Source organism: Enterobacteriaceae bacterium Kacie_13, assembly GCA_013457415.1.
Taxonomy (GTDB): domain Bacteria; phylum Pseudomonadota; class Gammaproteobacteria; order Enterobacterales; family Enterobacteriaceae; genus Rahnella.
The window spans coordinates 2,768,275-2,795,096 of sequence record CP045665.1; the positions used below are offsets into that span (position 1 = coordinate 2,768,275).

Below are 26,822 nucleotides of genomic sequence, written 5' to 3' on the forward strand. Positions count from 1 at the left end.
AACACCTCTCGTTCGGTGAAAAGAATGATAATGGTTCTCAGTATCGTCTGTAAAGCACTTTGTTGAGAATATTTCTCATTACCACATCAAGAATAAGACTACTCTTTGAACAACCCTGAGGTCATTAAGGGTAGCCTCTTTTCACTTTCAGCCAACCAGACGGGTAAAATTTGCGCGATGTACCGCAGGAATACGCGGTGTTTCGCGCAATGGATTGGGGTACCTCGCAGAGTACGGTACACTTAAGGCATTGCACCTTAACTTTGAAGCCTTTATGCGTCGTTTAACTTTGTGGATGCTTTTACTGAGCGGCTTGTCCACAGCAGTTTTTGCTGAGACCGCCCCAACGCACGCCAGCCCGCCGGTCGTCAGTGCACCGAATAAAGATATTCGCCAGAGTGGCTTTGTCTATTGCGTCAACGGAATGATCAATACGTTTAACCCGCAGAAAGCCAGCAGCGGGTTGATCATCGATACCCTCGCGGCACAACTTTATGACCGCCTGCTGGACGTTGACCCCTATACCTATCGTCTGATCCCGGAGCTTGCACAAAGCTGGGAGGTTCTCGACGACGGCGCGACCTACCGTTTCCATCTGCGCAAAGACGTGCCTTTCCAGAAAACGGCGGGGTTCTCACCCACGCGTAAGATGAATGCCGATGACGTGGTATTTAGCTTCCAGCGCATTATCGATCCAAATAATCACTACCACGCAGTGAACGGCGAAGAGTATCCATACTTTGACAGTTTGCAGTTTGCGAAAGCCATTAAGAGCATTAAGAAGCTGGATGATTCGACGGTGGAGTTTCGCCTGAATAATCCTGATGCCTCTTTCCTCTGGCATCTGGCGACGCATTACGCCCCCGTGCTTTCAGCCGAGTACGCCGTGAATCTGCAAAAAGCCGGTAACGAAGAAGAGATCGACCGTCAGCCAGTGGGCACAGGTCCGTTCCAGCTGAGCGAATATCGCACCGGCCAGTACGTACGTCTGGCGCGCAACGGCAGCTACTGGAAAGGCACACCGCGCATGGCGCAGGTGGTGATCGACATGGGCGTTGGCGGCACCGGGCGCTTATCCAAACTTCTGACCGGCGAATGTGACGTGCTGGCCTACCCCGCCGCCAGTCAGTTATCGATTCTGCGTGAAGACCCTCGTTTGCGACTGTCCCTGCGCCCTGGCATGAACGTGGCGTATCTGGCCTTCAATACCAATAAAGCCCCGCTGAACGATCCGCGAATTCGTCAGGCCGTGGCACTTTCTATTAATAACCAGCGCCTGATGCAGTCCATTTATTACGGTACAGCCGAAACTGCCGCGTCCATACTGCCGCGCGCCTCCTGGGCGTATGACAGCAACGCACAGGTAACGGAATACAATCCGAAGAAAGCACAGCAAATCCTGAAAGATTTAGGTCAGGAAAAGCTAACGCTGCATTTGTGGGTGCCTACGGCGTCTCAGTCGTTTAACCCGAGCCCGCTAAAAACCGCCGAGCTGTTGCAGGCTGACCTCGCACAGGTGGGTATAAAAGTGGTGATCGTACCGGTTGAAGGTCGTTTTCAGGAGGCCAAACTAATGGAAATGAACCACGACCTGACGCTTACCGGCTGGTCGACGGACAGTAACGACCCCGACAGTTTCTTCCGTCCGATGCTCAGTTGTGCGGCGATCCATTCGCAGACCAACTATGCTCACTGGTGTGACCCGAAATTTGATGAACTGCTGCGTCAGGGTTTGCTCTCCCAGCAGCTTTCTCAGCGCATTGAGTTTTATCAGCAGGCGCAAAAAATTCTAGAGCAGCAGTTACCCGTTCTGCCACTGGCTTCCTCCCTGCGCCTTCAGGCTTATCGTTACGATATAAAAGGTCTGGTCTTAAGCCCGTTTGGTAATTCCTCGTTTGCCGGTGTGTTTCGCGATGATGAAGGAAGGAAGGCACCATGATCATCTTCACGTTACGTCGAATCCTTTTACTGCTGGTGACGCTGTTTTTCCTCAGCCTGGTGGCATTTAGCCTGAGCTATTTCACGCCAAACGCTCCACTGCGTGGGGCGTCGCTGTGGGATGCCTATCACTTCTATTTCACCAGCTTATTCCAGCTGGATTTCGGCGTGTCCAGCATCAACGGCGAAAGCATTACTTACCAGTTGAAAGCCGTGTTTCCGGCGACTATGGAGCTTTGCGTTCTGGCGTTTGCGCTGGCGTTAATCATCGGTATCCCGCTCGGCATTTTGGCGGGCGTAATGCGTGGTAAATGGCCGGATGTAGCGATCAGCAGTCTGGCACTGCTCGGTTTTTCCATTCCGGTGTTCTGGCTGGCGGTGTTGCTGATGCTATTCTTCTCGCTTCAACTCGGCTGGCTGCCGGTTTCCGGGCGACTGGACTTACTCTATCAGTTGAAAACGGTCACCGGCCTGACGCTGATTGATGCGTGGCTGTCAGATTCGCCATACCGCCATGAAATGATTGTCAGCGCCGTCAAACATATGATTTTACCGATTGCCGCACTGGCAGTGGCACCGACCACCGAGGTTATCCGCCTGATGCGAATTTCCACCGATGAAATTCTGGCAAAGAACTATGTAAAAGCCGCCGCGACGCGCGGTTTATCCCGCTTCACCATTATCCGCCGCCATGTGTTGCACAACGCGCTGCCGCCGATCATTCCAAAACTCGGCCTGCAATTTTCTACCATGCTGACGTTGGCGATGATCACCGAAGTGGTCTTTAACTGGCCCGGCATTGGTCGCTGGCTGATCAATGCCATTCGTCAGCAGGATTACGCCGCGATTTCTGCAGGCGTGATGGTGGTCGGTTCGCTGGTGATTGTGGTTAACGTGTTCTCAGATATTTTGGGTGCACTGATGAATCCATTGAAACATAAGGAATGGTATGCCCTTCGATAACGTATACCGCGAAAAACAGGTACCCAGCCCGCTGCGCCATACGTGGGGGATTTTCTATCGTGACACGCTGTCGATGATCGGTTTCTACGGCGTCATCGGGTTGCTGTTCCTGTGTGTTTTCGGTCATTTGCTGGCACCGTATGCGCTGGATCAGCAATTTTTAGGTTATCAGTTGCTACCACCTTCGTGGTCGCGCTACGGGAATGTAGGGTTCTTCCTGGGTACCGACGATCTGGGCCGCGATTTACTCAGCCGGATCCTGACCGGTGCGGCGCCCACCATCGGTGGTGCGCTGGTAATTACGCTCGCGGCATCGCTTTGCGGGGTGATTATCGGTGTGCTGGCCGGGATCTCCCGCGGGCTGAAATCCGCCATTCTCAACCACGTACTCGACACATTGTTGTCAATTCCTTCCCTGCTGCTGGCCATTGTGGTGGTCGCTTTTCTTGGCCCAAAACTGGAGCACGCGATGCTGGCAGTCTGGCTGGCGCTGCTGCCACGCATTTCGCGTACCATTTACAGCGCGGTGCACGACGAGCTGGAAAAAGAATATGTGGTCGCTGTACGTCTGGACGGTGCCTCGACCTGGCAAATTCTGCGTTACGCGGTTTTACCCAATATTGTCGCGGTGCTGGCAACGGAGTTTACCCGCGCCCTGTCGATGGCCATTCTGGATATCGCCGCGCTCGGCTTCCTTGATTTGGGGGCGCAACTGCCGTCGCCGGAATGGGGCGCAATGCTCGGAGATTCGCTGGAGCTGGTGTATGTCGCGCCGTGGACGGTGATGCTGCCGGGTGCCGCGATACTTATCAGCGTGCTGCTCATTAATCTGCTGGGTGACGGTGTGCGTCGGGCGATCAATGCGGGGGTGGAATAATGCCGTTACTTGATATCCGCAATCTGACCATCGAATTTATGACCTCCGACGGCCCGGTTAAAGCAGTCGATCGCGTCAGTATGACGCTCAATGCCGGCGAAATTCGCGGGCTGGTGGGCGAATCCGGTTCGGGGAAAAGCCTGATCGCTAAAGCCATCTGCGGCGTGACCAAAGACAACTGGCGCGTCACCGCTGACCGGATGCGCTTTGATGATATCGATCTGTTGCAGCTTACCCCGCGCGAGCGCCGCAAGCTGGTGGGTCAGAACGTATCTATGATTTTTCAGGAGCCTCAGTCCTGTCTGGATCCCTCCGAGAACATCGGGCGGCAACTGAGTCAGGCGATCCCCGGCTGGACCTATAAAGGCCGCTGGTATCAGCGCTTTCGCTGGCGCAAATATCGCGCCATCGAGCTGCTGCACCGCGTCGGCATTAAAGATCACAAAGACATTATGGCCAGTTATCCCTATGAACTGACCGAAGGTGAATGCCAGAAAGTGATGATTGCCATTGCGCTGGCCAATCAGCCACGTCTGCTGATCGCCGATGAGCCAACCAACGCCATGGAACCAACGACTCAGGCGCAGATTTTCCGCCTGCTGGCGCGTCTCAACCAGAACAATAACACCACGATTTTGCTGATCAGCCACGACCTGCAAATGATGAGTAAATGGGCCAACCGTATCAACGTGCTGTACTGCGGGCAAACGGTCGAAAGCGCCACCTGCGAAGACCTGCTGTCGACTCCCCATCATCCGTACACGCAGGCGCTGATCCGCGCAATGCCGGATTTTGGCCGTTCACTGCAGCATAAAAGTCGCCTGAACACGCTGCCAGGGGCTATTCCTTCACTGGAACATCTGCCGATCGGTTGCCGGCTTGGGCCCCGCTGCCCTTATGCTCAGAAAAAATGTATTGAAACTCCGCGCCTGCGTCTGGCGAAAACTCATGCTTATGCCTGTCACTTCCCGCTGAATATGGAGGAGCAATAATGGCCGAGACCTTGCTCGAAGTTCGTAACCTGAGCAAAACGTTCCGTTATCGCACCGGGCTGTTCCGCAAAATGAATCTTGAAGCGGTTAAACCCGTTAGCTTCACGCTGCGCGAAAAACAGACGCTGGCGATTATCGGCGAAAATGGCTCAGGAAAATCGACGCTGGCGAAAATGCTGTCCGGGATGGTGGAGCCCAGCGGCGGTGAGATCCTGATTGACGATCATCCGCTGGCATTTCGCGACTATCGCTTTCGCAGCCAGCAAATTCGCATGATTTTTCAGGATCCGAGCACATCGCTCAATCCTCGTCAGCGGATAGGACAGTTGCTGGAGGCTCCGCTGCGTCTGAACAGTGAAATGGACGCACAACAGCGTGAGCAGCGCATTAACCAGACGTTAAGGCTGGTAGGCATGTTGCCCGATCACGCCAACTATTATCCGCATATGCTCGCCTCTGGGCAAAAACAGAGCGTCGCCCTCGCCCGCGCACTGATCCTGCAACCGAAAGTGATTGTTGCAGATGAAGCTCTGGCGTCGCTGGATATGTCGATGCGCTCGCAGGTCATCAATATGATGCTCGAGTTGCAGGAAAAGCAGGGCATTTCGTACATCTATGTGACCCAGCACCTCGGCATGATGAAACACATCAGCGATCAGGTGCTGGTAATGCATGAAGGTGAAGTAGTTGAGCGCGGTAATACTGCTGAAGTACTGGCTGCGCCGCTGCATGACCTCACTAAACGGCTGATCTCCAGCCACTTCGGTGAAGCCCTGACCGCTGATGCGTGGCGTCGCGATGGTAACGGGCGCTGAAACTGGCGATAACAGCTTTGTGAATAAGACGGCATCAGGCAACTGATGTCGTTTTTTTTGGCAATGACGGGACAAATTGTCGCCATTAAGAGATCCGACTGTTATTTCTGCGCCTTTCTATTCCATTTCGCTATGATTTATCGCTTAACATTATTTTATCTCGGCACAAGGATAAGCAACGATAGGGTCTGTAAATTTGCCTGAGCTATCAGGCCTGAAGCAAAGGACCCGATCATGGAACAACAACGCAAGGCTGCGCACAGCGGCTGGTATCACGAAACTCAATCCAGCCAGCAGGGTCATTTGCCGCTAGATCCGCACGCCGCGTTGGCGCAGGATCGCTTTTTGCTCGGGCAAGATGCACAACTCGACCCGACGCTGCGTTCGCTGATTCATGAACGCAACGGATTACTCAAAGCCTCACGTGCGTGTTACGACGTGCTTTTCCCCGACAGCCTGAAGGTTTCTCGCACCGAAACATTATCTTTATATGACCGGCTGAGCAGCGCACTGACCGTCGCGCAGGTTAGCGGCGTACAGCCACTTTGTAGCCATTACGCCGCACGCCTCGCCCCGCTTTCCAGTCCTGACGCCTCTCGTGAAAGTAACATCCGCCAGACCCACATCACCCAGTTCGCCCGATTGCTCGCAACCCAGCCAACCTTAATTACCGCGCCCATGCTGAGCCAGCTTAATGACGTTGGCCTGAGTACGCAGGATATTGTGACCTTTACTCAGTTGACAGGTTTTGTCAGTTATCAGGCACGCGTGCTGGCGATTTTGAACGGCCTTCGCGGCCGGGCGGCGGCCGTATTGCCGGGCTTCCCTTCTCCGGAAGGCTGCGAGCAGAAAGGGTATTCTCTGGCGATGTTGCAGTGGTCCGCACGACTGCCGGAAGTTGCTCCCGAAAGCGCCAGTCAGCATCAGCAGGATGTGCTGGATCTGATTGCGCCGGACGCCCGTTCCTCTTCGTTTTACACCTTGCTGGTACACAACGCCGATGCACTGAGCGAATTCTCCGCCGTATTCAACAACATCATGCAGGCGGGCGAGCGCCCGAAAGCCGCGTGGCGTGAACTCGCGGCGGTGGCCACTTCAGAGCTCAATGGGTGTTTGTACTGTGCTGGGATCCACGGCCGTTTGTATCTGGAAGCAGAAGGCAGTCCGGAATTAATAGAGCAACTTTTTGAAGCGAACTATCGCGATGATGTGGTTGATGCAGTGTCACAGAAACAGGCAGGTACCGCAGAAGCGGCATTACTGGAAAGTGTGATTGCCCTGACCCGCACTCCGGAACGTTTTGATGCACGGCTGCTGCACGGACTTTCCGATGCAGGTTACACCGCCACACAATCTTTGGATATCTTGCTGACGACCGCGCTGTTCAGCTGGTCTAATCGTCTGATCCAAACGCTGGGCGATACATTGAGTCAATAAGCGGCTAATTACCATACCTTCACACTGACGCTTTATTCTTCAACTCCGGCAGGAGTTCCCCCTGCCGCAGACTTCAAATGTAAATGCCCCCACCGTTTAACCGCTCTAAGTCGTACTAATCTTATTTTCAATCGGAAATTTAGTGTTAAAACGAGAAGCAGATCACATTACCCCGTTTATCGTTTTCCACATTTGTTTCCGGCTACGTCCCTCATGAATATAATGCCACAAACACGGGTAATGATAGTTTTATTCACTGTTTATTCATTATCTGTTAGTGATTGCATCCACCTTTAAACCATCTTAAAAAACAAAACCTATATGCTTTTAGAGATGATTATTCATACAACATATTCGCATTGCCTATTTCAAAAACATAAACGTTAATTCTGCATAACATTTCGAACACAGTTTAAACAGCACGGAAAAGTTATATGTAACGGAATATGTCAAACTCCTTGCCTCATTTACGAAGATAGTGAACATTACCTGCCGTCATCCCATCTTATAACAATGCAAAGGGTGCTTAATTCGCGCCACTTATGCGTTTCCGCCATATGGCCGGAAGGAATAAACAGAGGTACGAGTGTCAACTGCAAACAAAACACCTAACAACGAAAGCGTGAGTCTGAACGCCTTCAAACAGCCAAAAGCGTTTTACCTGATCTTCTCCATCGAACTTTGGGAACGTTTTGGTTATTACGGCCTGCAAGGTATTATGGCGGTTTACCTGGTCAAGCAACTTGGCCTGAGTGAAGCCCAATCTATCACCCTGTTCTCATCCTTTAGTGCGCTGGTCTACGGCTTCGTGGCTATCGGTGGCTGGTTGGGTGATAAAGTGCTGGGTTCCAAACGCGTGATCGTGCTGGGCGCCATTGTTCTGGCATTAGGTTATTCCTTCGTTGCGTATTCTAACCACGAAGTCTTCTGGGTTTATCTGGGTATGGCGACCATCGCCGTCGGCAGCGGCCTGTTTAAAGCAAATCCATCCTCATTGCTTTCTACCTGCTACGAAAAAGATGACCCGCGTCTTGATGGCGCATTTACTATGTATTACATGTCGGTCAATATCGGTTCGTTCTTCTCCATGCTTGCCACTCCGTGGTTAGCCGCCAAGTACGGCTGGAGCGTCGCGTTCTCCCTGAGCGTCGTCGGTATGCTGATCACTATTGTGAACTTCATGTTCTGCCGCAAATGGGTAAAACGTCAGGGTTCAAAACCGGACTTCGAGCCGTTGCAATTCCAAAAGCTGCTGATGGTATTGGTCGGCGTTGTGGCACTGGTGTTCATTTCCAGCTGGTTGTTGCATAACCAAACCATCGCACGTCTGGTTCTGGCTGTGGTGTCTATCGGGATTATCATTGTCTTTGCGAAAGAAACCTTCGCGATGAAAGGCATCGCACGTCGTAAGATGATTGTGGCCTTCCTGCTGATGATGGAAGCCGTCGTATTCTTCGTGCTGTACAGCCAGATGCCGACTTCCCTGAACTTCTTCGCAATTCATAACGTAGGTCACGATCTGCTGGGTATCAGCTTCCAGCCTGAGCAATTCCAGGCACTGAACCCGTTCTGGATCATGGTTGCCAGCCCGCTGCTGGCAGCTGTTTACACCAAAGTCGGTGACCGTATGCCAATGCCGCACAAATTTGCGATCGGTATGGTGTTATGTTCCGGTGCGTTCCTGGTGCTGCCGTGGGGTGCAAGCCTCGCGAACGAACACGGTATCGTCTCCGTTAACTGGCTGGTGCTGAGTTATGCGTTGCAAAGTATCGGTGAGCTGATGATTTCTGGTCTGGGTCTGGCGATGGTGGCACAACTGGTTCCGCAACGTCTGATGGGCTTCATCATGGGCGCATGGTTCCTGACAACCGCAGCGGCGGCGATTATCGCAGGCTACGTGGCTAACCTGACAGCGGTCCCTGCAGACATCGAAGATGCGCACGCATCTCTGGCAATTTACAGCCACGTGTTCCTGCAAATTGGTATTGCGACTGCTGTGATTGCTGTGCTAATGCTGGTGACCGCGTCTAAACTGCACCGCATGACGCTGGATCGTGACACTGACGAAAAACAACCTGAACTGGCTTCCGCGCAATAATCGCAGAAAGCTTTTGATGATGGTTGACGAACGCCTCCTCCGGGAGGCGTTTTTTTTGGGAGTAATTTAGCAAACGTCTTCATTGTGTTAGGATTGTGTAAGTTGAAACTTACCGAACCGGACCTTTTCAGATGAGCCAGAACGACAGCAAATACGAACAACTCACCCGCTATCTGGCAGCTGATATACTGAAAAACAAAAAATCATTTTCCTGGCGACGCATCATCGTCAGGTGCATTAAACAACCTCATCACCGGTATATTTTTTGGTGGAGAATTGCGAGTTACCTCTATTCCACCGACAACTCTTTTTGTAAAAGCCGTGCACGTAAAATCAATTTCTCACTCATCAAAAAATACAGCATTGAAATTATGCTGGGCGCACAAATTGGAGAGGGGATCAGGCTGCCTCACTTCACGGGCATTGTGATTAACCCTTATTGCGTTATAGGGAAAAATGTCCGGATCCGGCAAAACACCACGATCGGTATCAAAGAGGATATCGGTGGCACAAGCGTCTTCATTGGCGATAATGTGGATATCGGCGCGAATTGCTGCATCATAGGTAACGACATTACTATCGGCAAAAATGTCGTTGTCGGGGCAATGTCTTTTATCAATAAAAGCATCCCTGAAAACGCAGTCTGCTATACCGAGAAAACCAGCAAAATCATCATCAAAAATTAATACTTCATCATCACACTTATCCCAGATAATAGCGGCCCTTCCCTCCCTGCTTAGCACGATACATCGCAGCATCTGCGCGGGCCATTAAGGTATCAGGCAGGATCGGCTGACGCGCACGGCCAACAGCCACGCCGATACTGGCAGACAGGGAGACCGGTATACCGGCGACTTTTTCTACTGAACTGAGCGCGCCTATCAAATCGATACAGATTCGGCTGACGTCAGTTTCAGTATTGCCCAGATGGCTCAGCAATACGGTAAACTCGTCGCCCGCCAGACGCGCGACCACATCCTGCGAACGCAAATTATCGCGCAGGGTATGTCCGAAAAATTTAAGAACTAAATCGCCAAATTCGTGCCCATAGGTGTCGTTGTACGCTTTAAAATTATCAATATCCAAAAAGAGCAATGCGATATCTTTGTCCGCTTTTTCTTGTTGTCTGGCCGCATAAATCAGGGATTGCTGAAACGCCCGGCGGTTTGGCAGGCCGGTCAGGGAATCATGGTTGGCTTCAAACTCCAGCTGTGCCTGAAGTTTTTTGATCTCGGTGATGTCCGTTGAGAGACCGTAATAGCCGTTACGCACATCGTCACAGGGAATAAGCGTCGTGTGCAATACGCCTCCCATTCCATAACCCGAGTTATCCGGCAATTCGATTTCGTAGCTGACTGTCTGCCCCTGCAAAACCTGATGAATAAATGGCTGTATGAATTGATAACTCGCGTAACCCACCACATCGCGCACCTGTTTTCCGCGGACTTTGCCTTCTTCCACACCATACCAGTTCGCATGAAAGTGATTCACATAGGTGTATTGCTCGCTGGCATCTACATGGCAGATCAGCGCGGGAATGTTATCGGTGATTGCCCGCAGGCGATTTTTGCTTTCGGTCAGTTCACGTTCACGCGTTAAACGCTGGGCGATCTCCTGATGCAACTGGTCCATCGCCACCTGCAGTTCGATGGTTCGCTCTGCGACACGTCGTTCAAGATCACCCTGCAACGAATACAACGCCTGTTCGATGTGCTTACGCTCGGTGATATCGCTGATAACCACGATGTAATGATGCGCTTCACCTGCGGCGTTGCGCACCAGCGAGGCGGTGAGTGTGACCCAAAGCGTGCTGCCATTGGCGCGTTGCAAAAGTTTTTCGACGCTAAAACTGTTGATTTCGCCAGAGAGCAAGCGGGGGATGAGAATGTTTTCAGCGTAAACATCGTCGGCATGGGTGACGTCATGCAACAGGCAGGCGCGCAGCTGATATTCGGCATAACCCAGCATATTGCAGACCTGGGGATTGATGCGTAGCCAGCGCCAGTCGAGCGCCACCAGTGAAAATCCCACCGCCGCATGTGCAAAAGTTTGCTCAAACAGGGCTTCACTTTTGGCCAGATTATCTTCGACGGTAGCGGTGTACTGACGGTTCTCCAGATGGAGAATGTAGCTTTGCACCAGCGCTGTCATATCCAACAATGTCTGCTGGTCTTCATCGCTCCATTCACGCGGCTGGTCGTCGAGCAGACAAAAGGATCCGAGTGCCACACCTTCTTTGGAAAATAGCGCGCAACCCGCATAAAACACAATATGCGGATCGCCTGCCACCAGCGGATTATCGTGAAAGCGCAGATCCAGTCGGGCATCTCTGACAATCAGCGGCCCGGCTCCCAGAATAGTGTGCCCGCAAAAAGACGTATCGCGGGGAGACTGATTAATATTCAGGCCGGTCTGGGACAAAAACCACTGACGGTCCGCGTCAATTAGTGAGACCACTACCGCTTTTGCCTGAAACTGCCGGGCAGCCATACGGGTGATGCGGTCTATCTCCTCGATTCTGGGCGAATCCAGTATGCCCAGAGACGCCAGAATGGTCAGACGCGCCTGTTCATCTACTGCCTGCTGAGGGACTAACATAGTGGACTCTCAATGATTACCGTTGGATATCTCCGCAAGTCTACTGCGTTTACCCGAAAAAACGGCGCTGATTCCACCCATTGCAGGCAAAAATCAGAATAGTGACAGATCATAAAAAAACCAATTAATTTACAATTTTTAAACAATGAGAGGTAAATCAATTCATTAAAGGGAAGTGACCCAGTTGACATGCGTAGCACCAGGATGCCCAGATTGCTCGGCGTCGCGACGGAAACGATCGCGCATCTCCGATGGCGTGGCTCCGTAAAATTCATGAAAATACCGGCGCAGCACGCTCAGTTCTAAGCCACACTGTCGGGCAATCGCGGCAAGACTTTGATCAGACATCGAAGAAGTGCGCAACAGACGCTTCGCCAGCAGGACGCGGCGGCTACGAATAAACTGCGCAATGCCGCCGAGCGGCTCAAACAAGCGATATAACCCGGAGCGGGAAATCGCAAAATGTTTGCACAGCGCATCAATGCCGATGGGCGTGCTCAGATGTTTTTCAATGTGCAGACAGATGCGTTCAAGCCGCGCGCTCTGCTCGAAAGGATGCTCCACTTTTTTACCGGCGATGAGATGCAGCGTTTGCAGAAAGACCGATGCCGCGCCTTCGCCAGTGCTAAGGACTTCCTGCTCGGTCATTTGATCAAAAACCTGCACCATAGTCGCAAAGTGATTGCGTAAAATGATGTTGACTGGCGATGACGCAGGAACACGCCTGCCGTGCAGAGAGGCGATATCCACATTAAAATTCAGACTGTGCTTCGGCATAATGATGTACTGGTAGGTACCGAGACGCGGTTTCACATCACCCGGATAAACGTGGATTTGTATCGGTTGCGACATATCCTGGATCAGGATGTCGCCCTGTGAAAGCTGAAAACGCTCGCCAAAACACAGGCAGTCCATTCCGCCGATAATCACGATAAAAATCACAATATGATCGGGCATCGAGAACAGATTACCGTACTGGCGGTTAATGTCGTGCTCACTGACCGTCAACACACCGCCAATCACGCGGCCAAAATTATAACCGGTGACGCCCCAGTCAAATTCTTCACGGTGTTTGTCGGGCAACTCCAGTTTAAAACCGGCACTCGACATCCCGTCTTCCCATTCATAAAAACGGGTTTCGAAATCCTGATAAATGTTGGCACCATCAACAATCTTTCGCGAAGACGAGTCGCTCATTTTCTCACCGGGAATTAAGATAATTCCTAAAAGATACTCTACGCACTGCCGAAAGATCAATCACCCCGCGAAAATAACGATAAGGAAATGAGACAGCCAATTTGCTATTCTTAACAAGCACGTTTTCAACCCTAACCCCGATGACTCAGCCCACTCACCAGGAAAAACCGATGGAAAAACGCAAAGTCCTGGATGAAGGACGTCAGTTAAAACGCATCAATGCCGAAACCCGGCGTCAGTCTCATATGCACAAATGGTTCGCCATCGTGGCAGCACTCGACTGCACGCTGGTGATTTTCTACGATCAGGATATGCGTAACATTGTCTTCTCGGCAGGGGTTTGTATTGTGTGTACCGTTCTGTGGCTGAAAGGCCGTAAACAATCACGCGGATACCGACGTGAGTGGGATAAAAAGTTCGGCACTAAGAAAGATCTTTAGTCTGAACTGACGTTGTCATGCGCTTTTCTTACCCTTTAGCCAAATACCTTCCTGACATCATAAAGAAATTCCGAAATGCTATATCCACCGGTCAGTTTTTCGACGACTGGCAGGGAAAATAACGTTATCGTCCTGAAAAAAATGCGCTGGTGTTAATTGATCGTTATTCACCCGAATAAAATGTTGAATACTTTACTTAGCACATGATAACTAATTGAATTTTAGAATTTAAAAACAACCTTAATATTCTCATCCATTTGTGAGTAATAATTGCAAAAAACTGATGAGGTTATTGCCCGAACGGCCGGGCCACATCACCTTCATTTCTGCTCGGGGTATTTCACTCATGCTTACTGATATTGCGATATGCCAGGCAGTTCTCGATGCCCTTCCCGAAGCTACAGTATTAAAAGATGATCTGCGCAAGCTAGTATTTCTTAATCAGAAGGCAAGCGAATTCTATGGTCGTCCGCGTGAAGCACTGATTGGCGAAGACGTCTCCTTTTTCACCGATCCTGAACAGGCCGCACGCCAGCGCGAGCGCGATATAGAGATACTGGCAACCGGTGAAAAAACTGTTCATGAAGAAACGATGATTGACCCGGCCGGAAAACGACGCAATGTGCTGGTAAGGAAATCCCGCGTCACACTGGAGCAGCGGCATTATATTCTTACCTCGATCATGGATATTTCGCTGCTGCGAAATTCCGAGGCGCAGATCCGTTATCTGGCGCGCCATGATGTATTAACTGGCCTGCCAAACCGCACCGCATTAAATGAAGATCTCAGCCAGATTGCTGCACAAAGGATGTATCGTCCGGAAACCTATGCCTTATTCATGCTAAATCTCAATGACTTTAATTACATCAACGATACCTACGGTTATCAGGCCGGCGACGCTATTTTATGTGAATTTGGTCAGCGTCTGCGCAATGAAGTCGGGACATCCGGTATCGTTTCAAGGATAGGTGGCGATGAATTTTCTATTATTCTGCGCGACAGTCCGACCAGTGAAATGACGCATAATCTTGCACTGGAAATACTGGTTATGATGCGTCAGCCTTTTACGCTGACGCGCGCTAATCCGCTGATCACTCTCTCCTTTGGGATTGTCATGTTTGGCGCTGAAAATATTACCGCCGGTGAAATTATGCGTCGCGGGAATACCGCCCTTCTGGAAGCCAAGCAGCGCGGTAAAAATGTTTTTTCGTTTTATTCAGAATTACTCGATGCCAGCACTGTCAGTAAACGCATCATGGTTAAAGCGCTAGCCGAATCATTATCCAGGGAAGGTGATCTCACCTGTGTCTATCAGCCAATTTTACGCAGCCATGATGAAAAAGTAGTGTGCGTTGAAGCGCTGGCGCGATGGAATCACGGCGTACTTGGCGCCGTGTCTCCAGTGCAGTTTATTGCGCTGGCCGAAGAGACCGGTATGGTCATTCAGCTGGGTGAAATTGTTCTGCGTCAGGCTTGCCGGGATATAAAACAATTCAATCAGCTCAATCTGGCGATCAACGTTTCGGCTGTGCAACTGGGTGAGCCCGATTTTGGCACGCGGATCCAGACATTACTGGCGCAAGAGGGTTTCCCGACTTCACGCCTTGAACTCGAACTGACCGAAACCTCGGTGATGAATGCCAATCCCACCAGTCTCAGTCATCTGATGGAACTGCGTAAGCTGGGGGTGAAGATCTCACTGGATGATTTCGGTACAGGGTATTCCAGCCTCAGTTTGCTCAAGGATATCTCGGTTGATAGCGTTAAAATCGACCGGTCGTTTGTGCAGTACGTCACAGAAGTGAACGATACTGCCGCCATCGTCACCGCAGTGTCCCAGCTTGGCAATAAAATGCATCTCAACGTCATTGCCGAAGGCGTAGAAAATCAGCTGCAAAAATCTTTTTTAGTATCAGCAGGTTGCTCACATCTTCAGGGGTATCTTTTCTCGCGCCCGGTGCCGGTTGAAGTCTTGAAAACGCTGTTGGGCGATGAAATGGATATTTTAGCCAGCAATTAAGTCAGGCTTTCATAAGCGCCATAGATAACTCAAAACACCTTATTAATTCATTCAATTGGCGCTCGTCCCTGTTTTACTGACATGATCCGAGACTGATCAATTACGCCGTTTAAGGAAATACTACATGTCATCGTTTTCAGGTATCTGGGTTCCACTGGTCACCCCCTTCCGTCAGGGCGAGATCGACTTTTCTGCACTGAAATCCTTGTGCACCCGGATGCTCAAACGGGGCGTCGACGGCGTTGTCGTCTGCGGTACCACCGGTGAAGCACCGATGCTAACCAAAGAAGAACAATTGCAGGTGCTGGATGCGGTACTGGAAATCGTACCGGGAAATCAGGTGATCATGGGGCTGTCCGGCACCCATATGCCGGTGATCCGCGAGATGCAGGACGCGATTTCCCGCCGTCCGGTCGCCGGTTTTCTGGTGCCTGCACCGTATTACATTCGCCCTTCCCAGCCAGCGCTGGTAGCCTGGTTCACTGAAATTGCCGATAACGCCTCCGTACCGGTGATGCTCTACAATATTCCCTACCGCACCGGCGTACAGATGGAACTCGATACCCTGCGTCAGTTGGCAAAGCACCCGCGCATTACGGCCATCAAAGATTGCGGCGGCAGTATTGATCTGACGCTGTCGCTGATTGCTGACGGTGAGCTGGATGTCCTGTGTGGTGAGGATGTGCAGATTTTCTCCACGCTCAGTCTGGGCGGTGCGGGCGCGATTGCTGCCTCTTCGCATATCTTCCCGGAAGAATTTGTGGCACTTATCAAACAGTTTAAAGGAGGCGACCTCATCGCCGCCCGCAAAACCTTCTTCGGTCTGCTGCCGATGATCCGCCTTATGTTCTCCGCCCCCAATCCGGCCGCCATTAAGTTTGCCCTGTCGCTGGACGGGCTGATGGCAAACGAACTTCGTTCGCCGATGTTACCTGCGCCGGAAAATGTCGAAACGGCGATCCGCGACTATCTTAATCAGCACTCCCGATAAATCTGATGCTGTGGCGAACGGCGCAACGTTCGCCACGCCGTAACTTTGTGTTATCAGGCACAATTTAAACACTGACTTTTGCTCCCGCCGGTTCTAGGATAGAAGTAGTTTGTCTATGCCCTGTCGCTGCCCCGTGAACCGGAGCGTTCCCGGGGTTGGCCTGATTACTTATCAGATGGAGTGATTATGAAACTGTACTATAAGCCCGGTGCCTGTTCCCTTTCCCCACATATTATTCTTCGCGAAGCCGATCTGGATTTCAGCATCGAGAAAGTGGATTTAGCCACCAAAAAAACCGAGACCGGTGACGATTTTCTGACAGTCAATCCAAAAGGTCAGATCCCGACGCTGTTGCTCAACGACGGCAGCATCCTGACCGAAGGTGTAGCGATTGTGCAATACATCGCCGATCAAAAACCTGACCGCCAGCTGATGCCGGAACCAGGCACACCAGCACGCTATCACGCGCTGGAATGGCTGAACTACGTTGCCACCGAGCTGCATAAAGGCTTCTCTCCGCTTTTCAATCCGAAGACGCCGGAAGAGTTCAAAGCCGTAACTCGTGAAGCACTGAGCAAAAAATTTGCGTACGTGAACGAATCTCTGAAAGGGAATCACTTCCTGCTGGGCGCACGTTTTTGCGTGGCAGATGCGTACCTGTTTACCGTAATGGGCTGGGCGAAGGCACTGAAATTCGATCTGAGCGCGCTGACAGATTTGAACGCATATTTGGATCGCGTGGCCACACGTCCGGCAGTAGATGCAGCCCTGACGGCTGAAGGCCTGAAATAAGTTTTCGTAGCGGAATTAATAAAACGCCCCGGCTGATCCAGCGCGGGGCGTTTTAATTTCAAGCCGTTAGGTTTTTTATTACAGCTTAATGGCCGGGAAATGATGTTGTGGTTTGACCATGTTGTCCTGTGCAGCAACGATTTGCAGTTCGTACTCGCCCATAGCGTGCGTCGCCAGCATCACTTCGTACACCGCAGCCGTCACATGCTCCAGAGCTTTATCCAGCGCTTCACCTTTAAGCAAGTTCACCAGCAGCAAACCGCTGGTCAGGTCACCCACACCCACCGGCTGACGCACGCCGAAATCTACCAGCGGACGATCGATATGCCAGGCTTCTTCTGCCGTCACCAGCAACATTTCAAAACGGTCACTGTGATAGCCGGCGCGGCTCAGGTGTTTCACCAGCACGATTTTAGGACCTTTGGCGATGAGTTCACGCGCGGTGGATACCGCCTCTTCGACGCTGGCCACCGCATGGCCGCTGAGTAATTCCAGCTCCAGCAGATTGGGCGCAATGATGTCGCAGCTGATTAATGCCTGATTGCAGTGGAACTCAGCGACGCCCGGCGCGACGATACAGCCTTTTTCAGGATGGCCCATCACAGGATCGCAAAAATACCAGGCATCCGGATTCGCCGCTTTCACCCTCCTCACTATCTCCAGAATACTCTGGCCTTGCTCAGGCGAACCGATATAACCACTCAACACTGCGTCGCAATCTTTCAGGCGGTCAATATCACCGATGCCCTGTGCGATTTCAGTCAAATGGTTGGCTGGCATTACGCAACCGGTCCAGTGACCGTACTGCGTATGGTTTGAAAACTGCACCGTATTCAAAGGCCAAACGTTTGCGCCCATGCGACGCATAGGAAATTCTGCCGCGCTGTTACCGGCGTGACCGAAAACGGTGTGTGACTGGATCGAAAGAATGCTTTTCATGAGGAATTACCGATAGCAACGTCATCGGAAGATGGCGGAATGACTGAGATCACAGGACAAAAATGAGGAGCCATTAAGCCCCTCACGATGTCGGTCGTAAAGCTTATGCCCAGAGCAGCAGGGTGTAGTTCTTTTTACCGCGACGCAATAAGGTGTAACGGCCAAACAGGCGGTCACTGTCAGCAAAGCTGTAGTCAGTGTCAGTCTGTTTTTCGCCATTAACCGAAACGGCGTTGGAGGAAATCATGGTACGCGCCTGTCCTTTGGACGGTGCCATACCTGCAATGACCAGCGCCTGTTGCAAGTCGGTATCACGCGGCACTTCGAACAACTCGAGGCCGTCCTGCGCCAGCTGGCCGAAATCGACTTCGGTCATTTCGCTCAAGGATCCGGAGAACAGGCTCTGGGTTATACGTTTCGCTGCGGCCAGACCTTCTTCGCCGTGCACCATGCCAGTGACTTCTTCTGCCAGCACGTACTGCGCGCGCGGGGCTTTGCCGCTGTTTTTGTCTTCTTCTTCCAGCGCATTGATCTCTTCAATGCTCATGAAAGTGAAGAACTTCAGGAAGCGGTAAACGTCGGCGTCGGCGGTGTTTATCCAGAACTGGTAGAATTTGTACGGGCTGGTTTTCTTCGGATCCAGCCAGACTGCGCCGCCTTCGGTCTTACCGAATTTGGTGCCGTCCGCTTTAGTGATCAGCGGAACAGTGAGACCGAAAACCTGCTTCTGGTGCATACGACGGGTTAAATCAATACCCGACGTGATGTTGCCCCACTGATCTGACCCCCCAATTTGCAATACAACGTCATGGCGGCTGTACAGCTCAGAGAAGTCGTAACCCTGCAACAGGTTGTAAGAGAACTCGGTGAAGGAAATACCGCTGTCATCGCGATTCAGACGCTGCTTCACCGCTTCTTTGTTGATCATCTGGTTAACAGAGAAGTGTTTACCGATATCACGCAGGAAAGTCAGCACGTTCATGCCGCCGAACCAGTCGTAGTTATTGGCGGTAATGGCGCTGTTTTCACCACAGTTGAAATCAAGGAAAGGCGAAACCTGATGGCGGATTTTCTCAACCCATTCGTTTACGGTTTCATTGGTGTTCAGTTTACGTTCGGTAGCTTTGAAGCTTGGATCGCCGATAAGACCTGTCGCGCCGCCCACCAGTGCCACGGGTTTGTGACCGTTCAGCTGGAAACGCTTCAGGCAAAGCAAAGGCACCAGATGACCCAAATGCAAGCTGTCTGCGGTAGGATCGAAACCGCAATAGAGTGCAATTGGGCCTTGCGCCAGTTGCTCTGCTAACGCTTCTTCATCCGTCACCTGGGCAACGAGGCCCCGCTCTTGCAGTTGTTTAATCAGGTTGCTGCTCGCCATCAAAGACTCCGTTTATATGTACTAAGAATTATGTACTGAATGTGTGCAGATTCGTGTCCGACATCATGCGGTGCATGTGCCTTCTCTCTCACCGTTACGGGGGACGCCATAGAATAAAGCGCTCGTCGCCCGAGCGCTAGGAATTCGCATCATTTTGTTCGTTCAGGGGGCGAGACGGTCTATTTTCCAGCCAGTTTCGCTTTCTTCTGCATCCCGCTGATAAATGAAGCGATCGTGCAGGCGGTGTTCGCCACCCTGCCAGAACTCCATCGATTCCACTTTCACACGGAACCCACCCCAGAAGCTCGGCAGCGGCACTTCGCCTTTGCTGAACTTTTGTTTCAATTCGAGGAACTTGCTTTCCAGCACGCCGCGCGCCGAAATCCGGCTCGACTGCTGGGACACCCACGCGCCGATCTGGCTGTCTTTCGGGCGGCTGGTGAAATATTTCATCACTTCGAGTGTAGAAAGTCGTTCCGCCTGACCGAGAACGATCACCTGGCGATCCAGCATGTGCCACGGAAACAGCAGGCTGATGTGCGAATTTAACGCCAGCTGCTGTGCTTTGCGGCTACCCAGATTGGTGTAGAACACCAGTCCTTTTTCATCGTAGTGCTTGAGTAACACAATCCGCTGGAACGGCTGTCCGCTCTCATCAACCGTTGCCACCACCATCGCCGTAGGGTCCGCCAGCTTTGCCTCACAGGCTTGTTTCAGCCAGTGCTCAAATAATGGTAGCGGTTCAGGAGTCAGATCGGCGCGACGCAGCCCGCCACGCGTGTATTCACGACGCGAATCGGCAACATCAAATTCATTATTATCAGCCATATGGATTCAATTGGGTTTCATCAGGAAGGTAACTGCATTGTGCACCCGACGCGTCAGGATCTCAACGTCCCTGACGCGGGGTTTTAAAAGAAGAAAAGATAGCTTGTACCCTAAATAATTCGAGTTGCAGGAAGGGGGCAATGGACGGCATTCCGGGAGCATAAATAATTATGTGACCGGAATGACTGAGCGCAGCCAACGCATCTGCAGCTCGAAGTATGATGAGTAAACTTATTTCTGAATACAGTCATCGATGATGACGTTATCACCGCGCTGAACGAAGGCCTGATTGCCCTTGGACCAGAAAGTGTAATGACTGTCGCTGTATTTGGTTCCTGAGGCCGATTCCACCTGTTTCAGTTTCAGCTGTTCACCATCAAGCACCATGCTCACCTGTTGAGCTGGCTTATCCAGAGTAACGGTCAGTGGCAAAGTGCCGCACTGATAATGTAATTCTTGCGTCGGGCTTTCAGCCTGATGTTGAAACTGGCTACATCCGGCCAGCGTTAATCCTGCTAAAGCAGCGAAAATCGCCTTTTTCATCTGTGACTCCCTGAGTGTTTTGGTCAATCTCAGATATGTACCACGCCTGCTGGCGCAGCACATTGAGATAAAACCGAGAACGCATCAGGTACGGGAGGAAACCACGGGATAGATTGCCCCGAGCACGGTTTCCCGGCTGGCACCGGTCACCGAAGGCAGATTGCCAGACTGGCCGGATAAGGTACGAAATGCCAGCCAGGCGAAGGCCAGGGCCTCCATGTCGTCGCCGCTGATACCAAATGCATCAGTGGTACAGACTTCGGTGCCCGGCAACATCGCGGATAAGCGCGCCATCAGTAGCGGGTTACGTGCGCCGCCGCCGCAGACCATCAGACGATCGCAGCCGCCGGTAAGCTGAACCTGTTCGGCGATGCTTACCGACGTCAGTTCGGTCAGCGTCGCCTGTACATCTACCGCAGAGACTTCCGGACCGCGTGCCAGCTGCTTCTCCAGCCACGACACATTGAAGTATTCGCGCCCGGTACTTTTCGGCGCAGGCTCGGCAAAATAAGGGTCGGAAAGCATCTGCTGTAACAGCCGTAAATTCACCCGCCCCTGACTCGCCCATTCTGCGCCTTTGTCGTAAGGCTGATTCTTATGACGTGAGATCCAGGCATCCATCAGCATATTACCGGGGCCGGTGTCATAGCCGCGTACCGGCTGTCCCGGCAGCAGCATAGACAGATTGGCAATTCCGCCGATATTAAGGATCATCCGCCTCTCGGCCGGATCGGCCAGTAAGGCCTGATGGAATGCAGGCACCAGCGGCGCGCCCTGCCCGCCCCATGCCATATCACGTCGGCGGAAATCGCCGACGGTGGTAATGCCCGTCATTGCCGCAATGCGATTGTTATCACCGAGCTGCATCGAGAATGGGGTATCGCCTTTTGGCTGATGCCATACCGTCTGACCGTGGCAGCCAATGGCCGTCACTTCCTCCGGTGAAATACCCGCGCTTTTCAGTAAGCCCAGCACCGCTTCACCAAAGAGAATGCCCAGTTGGGTATCCAGCGCACCGACCTGTTCAAGCGTCACCTGCTGGCCCTGGCACATTCCCAAAACAGCATTTTTAAGCGCAAGGGGGATTGGATGCGAATAGCTTGCCTGCTGGGCGACCATACGCTCGTCGATAGCAGCCAGCACGACATCCACGCCATCGAGGCTGGTGCCGGACATCACCCCAATGTAGCGACCCGACTTCATAGATAACATTCTTCACTCCTTACCCAAAAAATGACCTGACAAGCTATCTCACAGAGTAGGCCGAATTCCGATCACAACACCATGAATTACTGAATTTTTATCACACCCTGTGATGCCCCCGTGTTTTTCAACTCACGATGCCATCTTTTTAGATTTATCCATGATGTAAAAATAAGCACTCAGTATGTTATACAGCGGTGTTTTTGATTTAACACAAAGCTGTCTTAAACTTAAACCTGCGTTTATTATTAGTTGAAGAGAACTTCGTTATACTCGAATACAGTTAAGTGAATATGGTATATGACAGCCTCGACAGTGATGTTGAACTGTGTATCGGTTTTTCTCTGTTGTTGTCGCTACCCTGTCAGAAGTGCAGCAGCATCTTAAAGGAGCTATTTATGATTAAGCGTTTACTTGTCGTCGCACTTGCCGGCGTTTCTCTTGCTGGCTGCGTCAGCGATAACTCTTTGTCTGGCGATGTGTATTCTTCTTCGCAGGCAAAACAAATCCAGCAGGTCACTTACGGCACCATCGTTTCTACCCGTGCGGTGCAGATTCAGGGTGGCGATGATTCCAACATCATCGGTGCGCTGGGCGGTGCCGTATTAGGTGGTTTCCTGGGGAATACCGTCGGTGGTGGTACCGGCCGTAGTCTGGCGACCGCTGCCGGCGCAGTTGCCGGTGGCGTTGCAGGCCAGGGTGTACAAAGTAACCTTAACCGTTCTAACGGTGTAGAACTGCAAATTCGTCGTGATGACGGCACAACCATTCAGGTGGTTCAGAAAGCCGGTCCTACCAAATTCAGCGTCGGCCAGCGTGTCAGCATGGCGAGCAGTGGCAGCACCATCACGGTGTCTCCAGGCGCCTGAGTCTTCCCAGCGGCAATTGAGCCTGAAACCAAAAAACCGAAGCCAATGGGCTTCGGTTTTTTTTTATGAATGACCCTTTTAGATTCAGGGCTGGATCAAGGCTGTGTGACGCAAAAAAACTGTTTCTTATGATTTGCTTTGCAGTGAAGCAATATTTTTTTCCAGCCGGGACAACATTCCGCCCAGTTGTTCGATTTCTGCAGCTGACATCCCGGACAAAATTTCTTTGCGGGTGGAGTCAATCACCGTCTCCATTTTGTGGATGATCGGCGCGGATTCTTCCGTGAGTTTGATGCGTTTGGCGCGGCGATCGCTGGCGCAGGTCTGCCGGGTAATCAGCTTTTTTTCTTCGAGCTGATCGAGCGTGCGAACCAGAGAAGGCTGTTCAATTCCAATGGCTTTCGCCAGCTGAATTTGTGACTGTTCTGGAGGTAACATGTTGATATTATGTAATGTTACCCAATGAGTTTGCGTGAGCTCTAACGGCTTAAGCCGGTCATCGATTAACGCACGCCAGGCACGAACTAAACGTGCTAGATCTGACCCCAGATTCGATTCCAATTATCCCCTCCTTATAATTAGCATGCTAAGATAACTCCCCAGAGTTTAGCTTAGTTTTAGGAACTTTAATCGAGAAATTACAATTCAATATATAATGACAGGTACGATTACGCCCGGAAGCCGCAGTTCTGTTTCCAATGGTAATGTTGTTTATAACACAATCACTGGCAGAGATTAATATTGTGAATGCGCAAATGTTTCACGCAGGCTTCCCACTCCCCGATTTAGTACTGGGTGCCTCACTTTATTTTCCCCCTATGTTCAAGGCATTTTTACTGGGATTAGTATTTTGGCTTTTGATACATCGGGTGCTGCGCGATTGGATCTATTCCGGTGAAGTCTGGCATCCGACGTTGATGGATTTATCACTTTTTGTGATCTCTATTTGTGCTGCACTGTTGCTCATGGTGAACCTCTGAAAATGAAATTTAAAACCCTCAAATACTTCTCAACAGTGCTGGTTTTTGCGGTCGCAATATGTGCCGGATGGTGGATGTGGAATTACTACATGCAATCGCCGTGGACTCGTGATGGTAAAGTACGGGCCGAAATTGTTGATATCACGCCGGAAGTATCTGGTCGTATTATTAATATCAATGTGCATGACAACCAGTTCGTGAAAAGTGGCGATCCGCTGTTCAGTCTGGATCCGGTGCCATTCAAAATTGCGGTAAATAATGCCGAGGCCGATCTGGCGAAAGCTGCTGCAGATTTAGCCAAAGCCAACCATGAAGCCGCTCGACGCCGTGGTTTGGGCACAAATGTTATTTCAGCAGAGTCGCTCGATGAATCCAATATTAGCGCCAGGGCGATGCAGGCAGCTTATCAGGCTGCGCAGTCATCATTAGAGCAAGCGCAATGGAATCTGAGCAAAACGAATATTGTCGCGCCAACCGATGGTTATATAACCAACCTGCAAACCCGTAAGGGTAATTACGCCACCACCGGTACGCCGCTGGTCGGTCTGGTGGATATCCACTCTTTCTATGTGCTGGGCTATTTCGAAGAAACTAAGCTGAAGAATATCCGTGAAGGTGCGATGGCAGATATCACCTTATTTAACGGCAATATCCCATTGAAAGGTCAGGTGGAAAGCATCGGGCGGGCGATTTATGACCAGAGTCAGGATGCCTCTGATGACCTGCTGATGAACGTCAAACCGAACGTTCCATGGGTACGTCTGGCGCAGCGAGTACCGGTACGCATTAAGCTCCAGGATGTGCCGGAGCATACTGTGCTGGTCGCAGGAACCACCTGCACAATTTCGATTCGTAATTAAGGCCCGCCGTGAACTTCTCCTGGCTGGAATGGAAAAATACCCCGTGGGGAAAAGCCACGGGCGGCCAATGGCGCTATGCCCTGCGCAATTCCCTGGCGATGGTGCTTTCACTGCTTATCGCCTTTGAATTCCAAATGGGCGAACCCTACTGGGCCTTGACCTCAGCAGCAGTGGTCAGCTTTCCCACCGTTGGCGGCGTTATCAGTAAAAGTATTGGCCGTATTATCGGCAGCCTGCTTGGCGCGGTGGGGGCGGTGTTTATCGCCGGTCATTGTCTTAATGAGCCGTGGCTGTTCACTTTCGCCATAGCAGGTTGGCTGGGTTTGTGTACTTACATCTCCAACCACTATCAAAACAACGTCTCCTACGCTTTCGCCCTCGCCGGTTATACGGCGGCGATCATCGCGTTCTCCACGGTCAACGTCACCGATACGACGCAAATATTTGATATTGCTCAGGCGCGCGTTGGCGAAGTGATCACCGGCATTCTGTGCGGGGGGTTTATGATGATGGTGCTTCCGAGTACCTCAGATGGCGACACCTTGCTCACATCGCTGCGCAAAATGCACACTCAGTTGCTGGAGCACGCACAACTGTTGTGGAGCTCGGAAATTAATGATCAGATACGCAGTTCCCATGAGGGGATGATTGGCCAGATTCTGACGCTGAACCTCTTGCGCATTCAGGCCGTCTGGAGCCATTATCGGCTTCGCCGCCAGAACAATGTGCTCAATTATTTGCTGCATCAGCAACTGCGTATGACCAGCTACATTTCCAGTCTTCGCCGTATGCTGCTGAACTGGCCTCAGCCGCCGGATAATTTTACTGCCGTTCTTAACGTTTTGCTCGACGAACTGCGCAAGCCGAACACCGATAAGTACCGGCTCTCACAAATCCTTTTACTGATTAAACCAAAAGATACCGCAGATTTTCGCCATCAGGCATTCTGGATGCGCTTACGCGATTTTTGCTGGCTGTATCTGCGCAGCGAGCGTTGGTTGCGCCGCGTGGAAAACGCCAACGTCGCAGAAGCAGAGATGCTCCAGCCGCCAAAAATAAGCCATCTGGCCCAGCATACCGACACGGTAGAAGCCGCCTATAACGGACTGCGCACCTTCCTGTGTATTGTGATCGGCTGCGCGTTCTGGATGACGACGCAGTGGGATTCTGGCTCCGGCGCCGTCGCGCTGACAGCGGTCAGCTGTGTTCTCTACTCCTCCACCAGTTCCCCCATCAGCAGCGTGACATTGCTTATCAAATCGCTTGGTTTACTGTTCATCGGCTGTTTTATTCTCAAATTCGGGCTGATGATTCAGATCGACAATTTTTGGGTCTTCTGCGCATTTTTCCTGCCGTTGCTGGTCACCATGCAGATGATGAAATTGCAGTACAAACGCTATGCCGGGTTATGGGGACAGATGATCGTCTTTATGGGATCGTTTCTGGCGGTGACTAACCCGCCGGACTACGACTACGGGGCATTCATGAACGATGGCGTTGCGAAAATCGCGGGCGTGATGCTGGCGGGGATCGCGTTTCAGGTGCTGCGGCCAAGTTCCGATAAGCGTAAAAGTCGCCGCATTATTCGTGCGCTGCGTCGGGACTTTATGGATCAGCTCAGCCGCAAGCCGTCGCTGAGTCATTTCCAGTTTGAATCGCTGATTTACCATCGTATGAACCAGCTCAATCAGAGTAAAGACCAGCTGTCCCGGACCTGGCTGCTGCGCTGGGGCGTAGTGCTGCTCAACTGCAGCCACATTGTCTGGCAGCTGCGCGAATGGGAAACCCGCTCAGATCCGCTCTCTGCGGTGCGTGACGTCTGTATTCATTGTCTGAAAGGCGTGATGACGGAACGCGGCGTGAGCCACGAGAATCTGGATGCGACGCTGGCGGAGTTGTTGCGCATGAGCAATTCACTGGCGCATCATCCTGAGCCGGCGGCGCGAGAGCTGGCGGGAGTTATCTGGCGGTTATACTGTTCGCTGTCGCAGCTGCAACAGGCGATTTCGACGGATGACGGTCCGGCCGGTCCTGCGATAACCTCTGCAAAACCTGCCTGACCGT

The 26,822-nt window shown here is 51.7% G+C and carries 24 protein-coding genes; 16 read left to right on the forward strand and 8 right to left on the reverse strand.

What is annotated here, in order from left to right:
* Positions 1-274 precede the first annotated feature (274 nt).
* From sapA to GE278_12625, 8 genes are all read left to right on the forward strand, one after another.
* Positions 275-1,939, forward strand: a complete 1,665-nt coding sequence (sapA, locus tag GE278_12590; GenBank protein ID QLK61556.1) for a peptide ABC transporter substrate-binding protein SapA — start codon at positions 275-277, stop codon at positions 1,937-1,939.
* Positions 1,936-2,901, forward strand: a complete 966-nt coding sequence (gene sapB, locus GE278_12595; GenBank protein ID QLK61557.1) for a peptide ABC transporter permease SapB — start codon at positions 1,936-1,938, stop codon at positions 2,899-2,901. Before sapA ends, sapB begins: the two co-directional genes overlap by 4 nt.
* Positions 2,888-3,778 carry a peptide ABC transporter permease SapC gene (gene sapC / locus GE278_12600; protein QLK61558.1) on the forward strand — a complete coding sequence of 297 codons (891 nt, stop codon included), beginning with the start codon at positions 2,888-2,890 and terminating at the stop codon, positions 3,776-3,778. Before sapB ends, sapC begins: the two co-directional genes overlap by 14 nt.
* Entirely contained in the window at positions 3,778-4,770 is a 993-nt protein-coding gene (gene sapD, locus GE278_12605) for a peptide ABC transporter ATP-binding protein SapD (protein ID QLK61559.1), read from the forward strand. Before sapC ends, sapD begins: the two co-directional genes overlap by 1 nt.
* On the forward strand, positions 4,770-5,585 hold the full coding sequence (gene sapF / locus GE278_12610) for a peptide ABC transporter ATP-binding protein SapF (GenBank protein QLK61560.1): 816 nt from the start codon (positions 4,770-4,772) through the stop codon (positions 5,583-5,585). Before sapD ends, sapF begins: the two co-directional genes overlap by 1 nt.
* A 234-nt stretch (positions 5,586-5,819) precedes the next feature.
* On the forward strand, positions 5,820-7,022 hold the full coding sequence (locus GE278_12615) for a peroxidase-related enzyme (GenBank protein QLK61561.1): 1,203 nt from the start codon (positions 5,820-5,822) through the stop codon (positions 7,020-7,022).
* 586 nt (positions 7,023-7,608) lie between these two features.
* Positions 7,609-9,120, forward strand: coding sequence for a dipeptide/tripeptide permease DtpA (gene dtpA / locus GE278_12620; protein QLK61562.1), 1,512 nt, complete (start codon positions 7,609-7,611; stop codon positions 9,118-9,120).
* A 131-nt stretch (positions 9,121-9,251) separates the two neighbouring features.
* Positions 9,252-9,806 carry a serine acetyltransferase gene (locus GE278_12625; protein QLK61563.1) on the forward strand — a complete coding sequence of 185 codons (555 nt, stop codon included), beginning with the start codon at positions 9,252-9,254 and terminating at the stop codon, positions 9,804-9,806.
* 16 nt (positions 9,807-9,822) lie between these two features.
* Here GE278_12625 and GE278_12630 read toward each other — a convergent pair whose 3' ends face one another.
* Positions 9,823-11,718, reverse strand: a complete 1,896-nt coding sequence (locus GE278_12630) for a diguanylate cyclase (GenBank protein QLK61564.1) — start codon at positions 11,716-11,718, stop codon at positions 9,823-9,825.
* Positions 11,719-11,883: 165 nt separating this feature from the next.
* Positions 11,884-12,915 (reverse strand): helix-turn-helix domain-containing protein, encoded by a 1,032-nt coding sequence (locus tag GE278_12635; GenBank protein ID QLK61565.1) that lies wholly within the window; start codon positions 12,913-12,915, stop codon positions 11,884-11,886.
* A gap of 170 nt (positions 12,916-13,085) precedes the next feature.
* Here GE278_12635 and GE278_12640 point away from each other — a divergent pair, with 170 nt between their 5' ends.
* The 4 genes from GE278_12640 to gstA all read left to right on the forward strand — a co-directional run bounded on the left by GE278_12640 (position 13,086) and on the right by gstA (position 17,158).
* Positions 13,086-13,355: a hypothetical protein gene (locus GE278_12640; protein ID QLK61566.1), complete on the forward strand. Its 270-nt coding sequence runs from the start codon at positions 13,086-13,088 to the stop codon at positions 13,353-13,355.
* Positions 13,356-13,701: 346 nt separating this feature from the next.
* A complete protein-coding gene (locus GE278_12645; GenBank protein ID QLK61567.1) occupies positions 13,702-15,375 on the forward strand; it encodes an EAL domain-containing protein in 1,674 nt (557 codons plus the stop codon).
* A gap of 124 nt (positions 15,376-15,499) precedes the next feature.
* Positions 15,500-16,366 (forward strand): 4-hydroxy-tetrahydrodipicolinate synthase, encoded by an 867-nt coding sequence (gene dapA, locus GE278_12650; GenBank protein ID QLK61568.1) that lies wholly within the window; start codon positions 15,500-15,502, stop codon positions 16,364-16,366.
* Between the two features lie 186 nt (positions 16,367-16,552).
* On the forward strand, positions 16,553-17,158 hold the full coding sequence (gene gstA / locus GE278_12655; protein QLK61569.1) for a glutathione transferase GstA: 606 nt from the start codon (positions 16,553-16,555) through the stop codon (positions 17,156-17,158).
* 78 nt (positions 17,159-17,236) lie between these two features.
* Here the strand turns inward: gstA and pdxY are convergent, their stop codons facing one another.
* From pdxY to anmK, 5 genes are all read right to left on the reverse strand, one after another.
* On the reverse strand, positions 17,237-18,097 hold the full coding sequence (gene pdxY, locus GE278_12660) for a pyridoxal kinase PdxY (protein QLK61570.1): 861 nt from the start codon (positions 18,095-18,097) through the stop codon (positions 17,237-17,239).
* 103 nt (positions 18,098-18,200) lie between these two features.
* Complete coding sequence (tyrS, locus tag GE278_12665) at positions 18,201-19,475, reverse strand: tyrosine--tRNA ligase (GenBank protein ID QLK61571.1); 1,275 nt, start codon at positions 19,473-19,475, stop codon at positions 18,201-18,203.
* Positions 19,476-19,637: 162 nt separating this feature from the next.
* Positions 19,638-20,303: a pyridoxamine 5'-phosphate oxidase gene (gene pdxH, locus GE278_12670; protein ID QLK61572.1), complete on the reverse strand. Its 666-nt coding sequence runs from the start codon at positions 20,301-20,303 to the stop codon at positions 19,638-19,640.
* A gap of 231 nt (positions 20,304-20,534) precedes the next feature.
* The gene (locus GE278_12675; GenBank protein QLK61573.1) at positions 20,535-20,846 is read right to left on the reverse strand and encodes a lysozyme inhibitor; all 312 of its coding nucleotides are present in this window, start codon (positions 20,844-20,846) and stop codon (positions 20,535-20,537) included.
* Positions 20,847-20,930: 84 nt separating this feature from the next.
* Complete coding sequence (anmK, locus tag GE278_12680) at positions 20,931-22,049, reverse strand: anhydro-N-acetylmuramic acid kinase (protein ID QLK63285.1); 1,119 nt, start codon at positions 22,047-22,049, stop codon at positions 20,931-20,933.
* Positions 22,050-22,447: 398 nt separating this feature from the next.
* Here anmK and GE278_12685 point away from each other — a divergent pair, with 398 nt between their 5' ends.
* The gene (locus tag GE278_12685; GenBank protein QLK61574.1) at positions 22,448-22,918 is read left to right on the forward strand and encodes a glycine zipper 2TM domain-containing protein; all 471 of its coding nucleotides are present in this window, start codon (positions 22,448-22,450) and stop codon (positions 22,916-22,918) included.
* Positions 22,919-23,044: 126 nt separating this feature from the next.
* Here the strand turns inward: GE278_12685 and slyA are convergent, their stop codons facing one another.
* Positions 23,045-23,479, reverse strand: coding sequence for a transcriptional regulator SlyA (gene slyA, locus GE278_12690; GenBank protein QLK61575.1), 435 nt, complete (start codon positions 23,477-23,479; stop codon positions 23,045-23,047).
* Between the two features lie 194 nt (positions 23,480-23,673).
* Here slyA and GE278_12695 point away from each other — a divergent pair, with 194 nt between their 5' ends.
* From GE278_12695 to GE278_12705, 3 genes are read left to right on the forward strand one after another with little or no spacing between them, the layout of a single operon-like run.
* Positions 23,674-23,898: a DUF1656 domain-containing protein gene (locus GE278_12695; protein ID QLK63286.1), complete on the forward strand. Its 225-nt coding sequence runs from the start codon at positions 23,674-23,676 to the stop codon at positions 23,896-23,898.
* Between the two features lie 2 nt (positions 23,899-23,900).
* Complete coding sequence (locus GE278_12700; GenBank protein QLK61576.1) at positions 23,901-24,758, forward strand: efflux RND transporter periplasmic adaptor subunit; 858 nt, start codon at positions 23,901-23,903, stop codon at positions 24,756-24,758.
* 8 nt (positions 24,759-24,766) lie between these two features.
* On the forward strand, positions 24,767-26,818 hold the full coding sequence (locus GE278_12705; protein QLK61577.1) for an FUSC family protein: 2,052 nt from the start codon (positions 24,767-24,769) through the stop codon (positions 26,816-26,818).
* Positions 26,819-26,822: the final 4 nt, after the last annotated feature.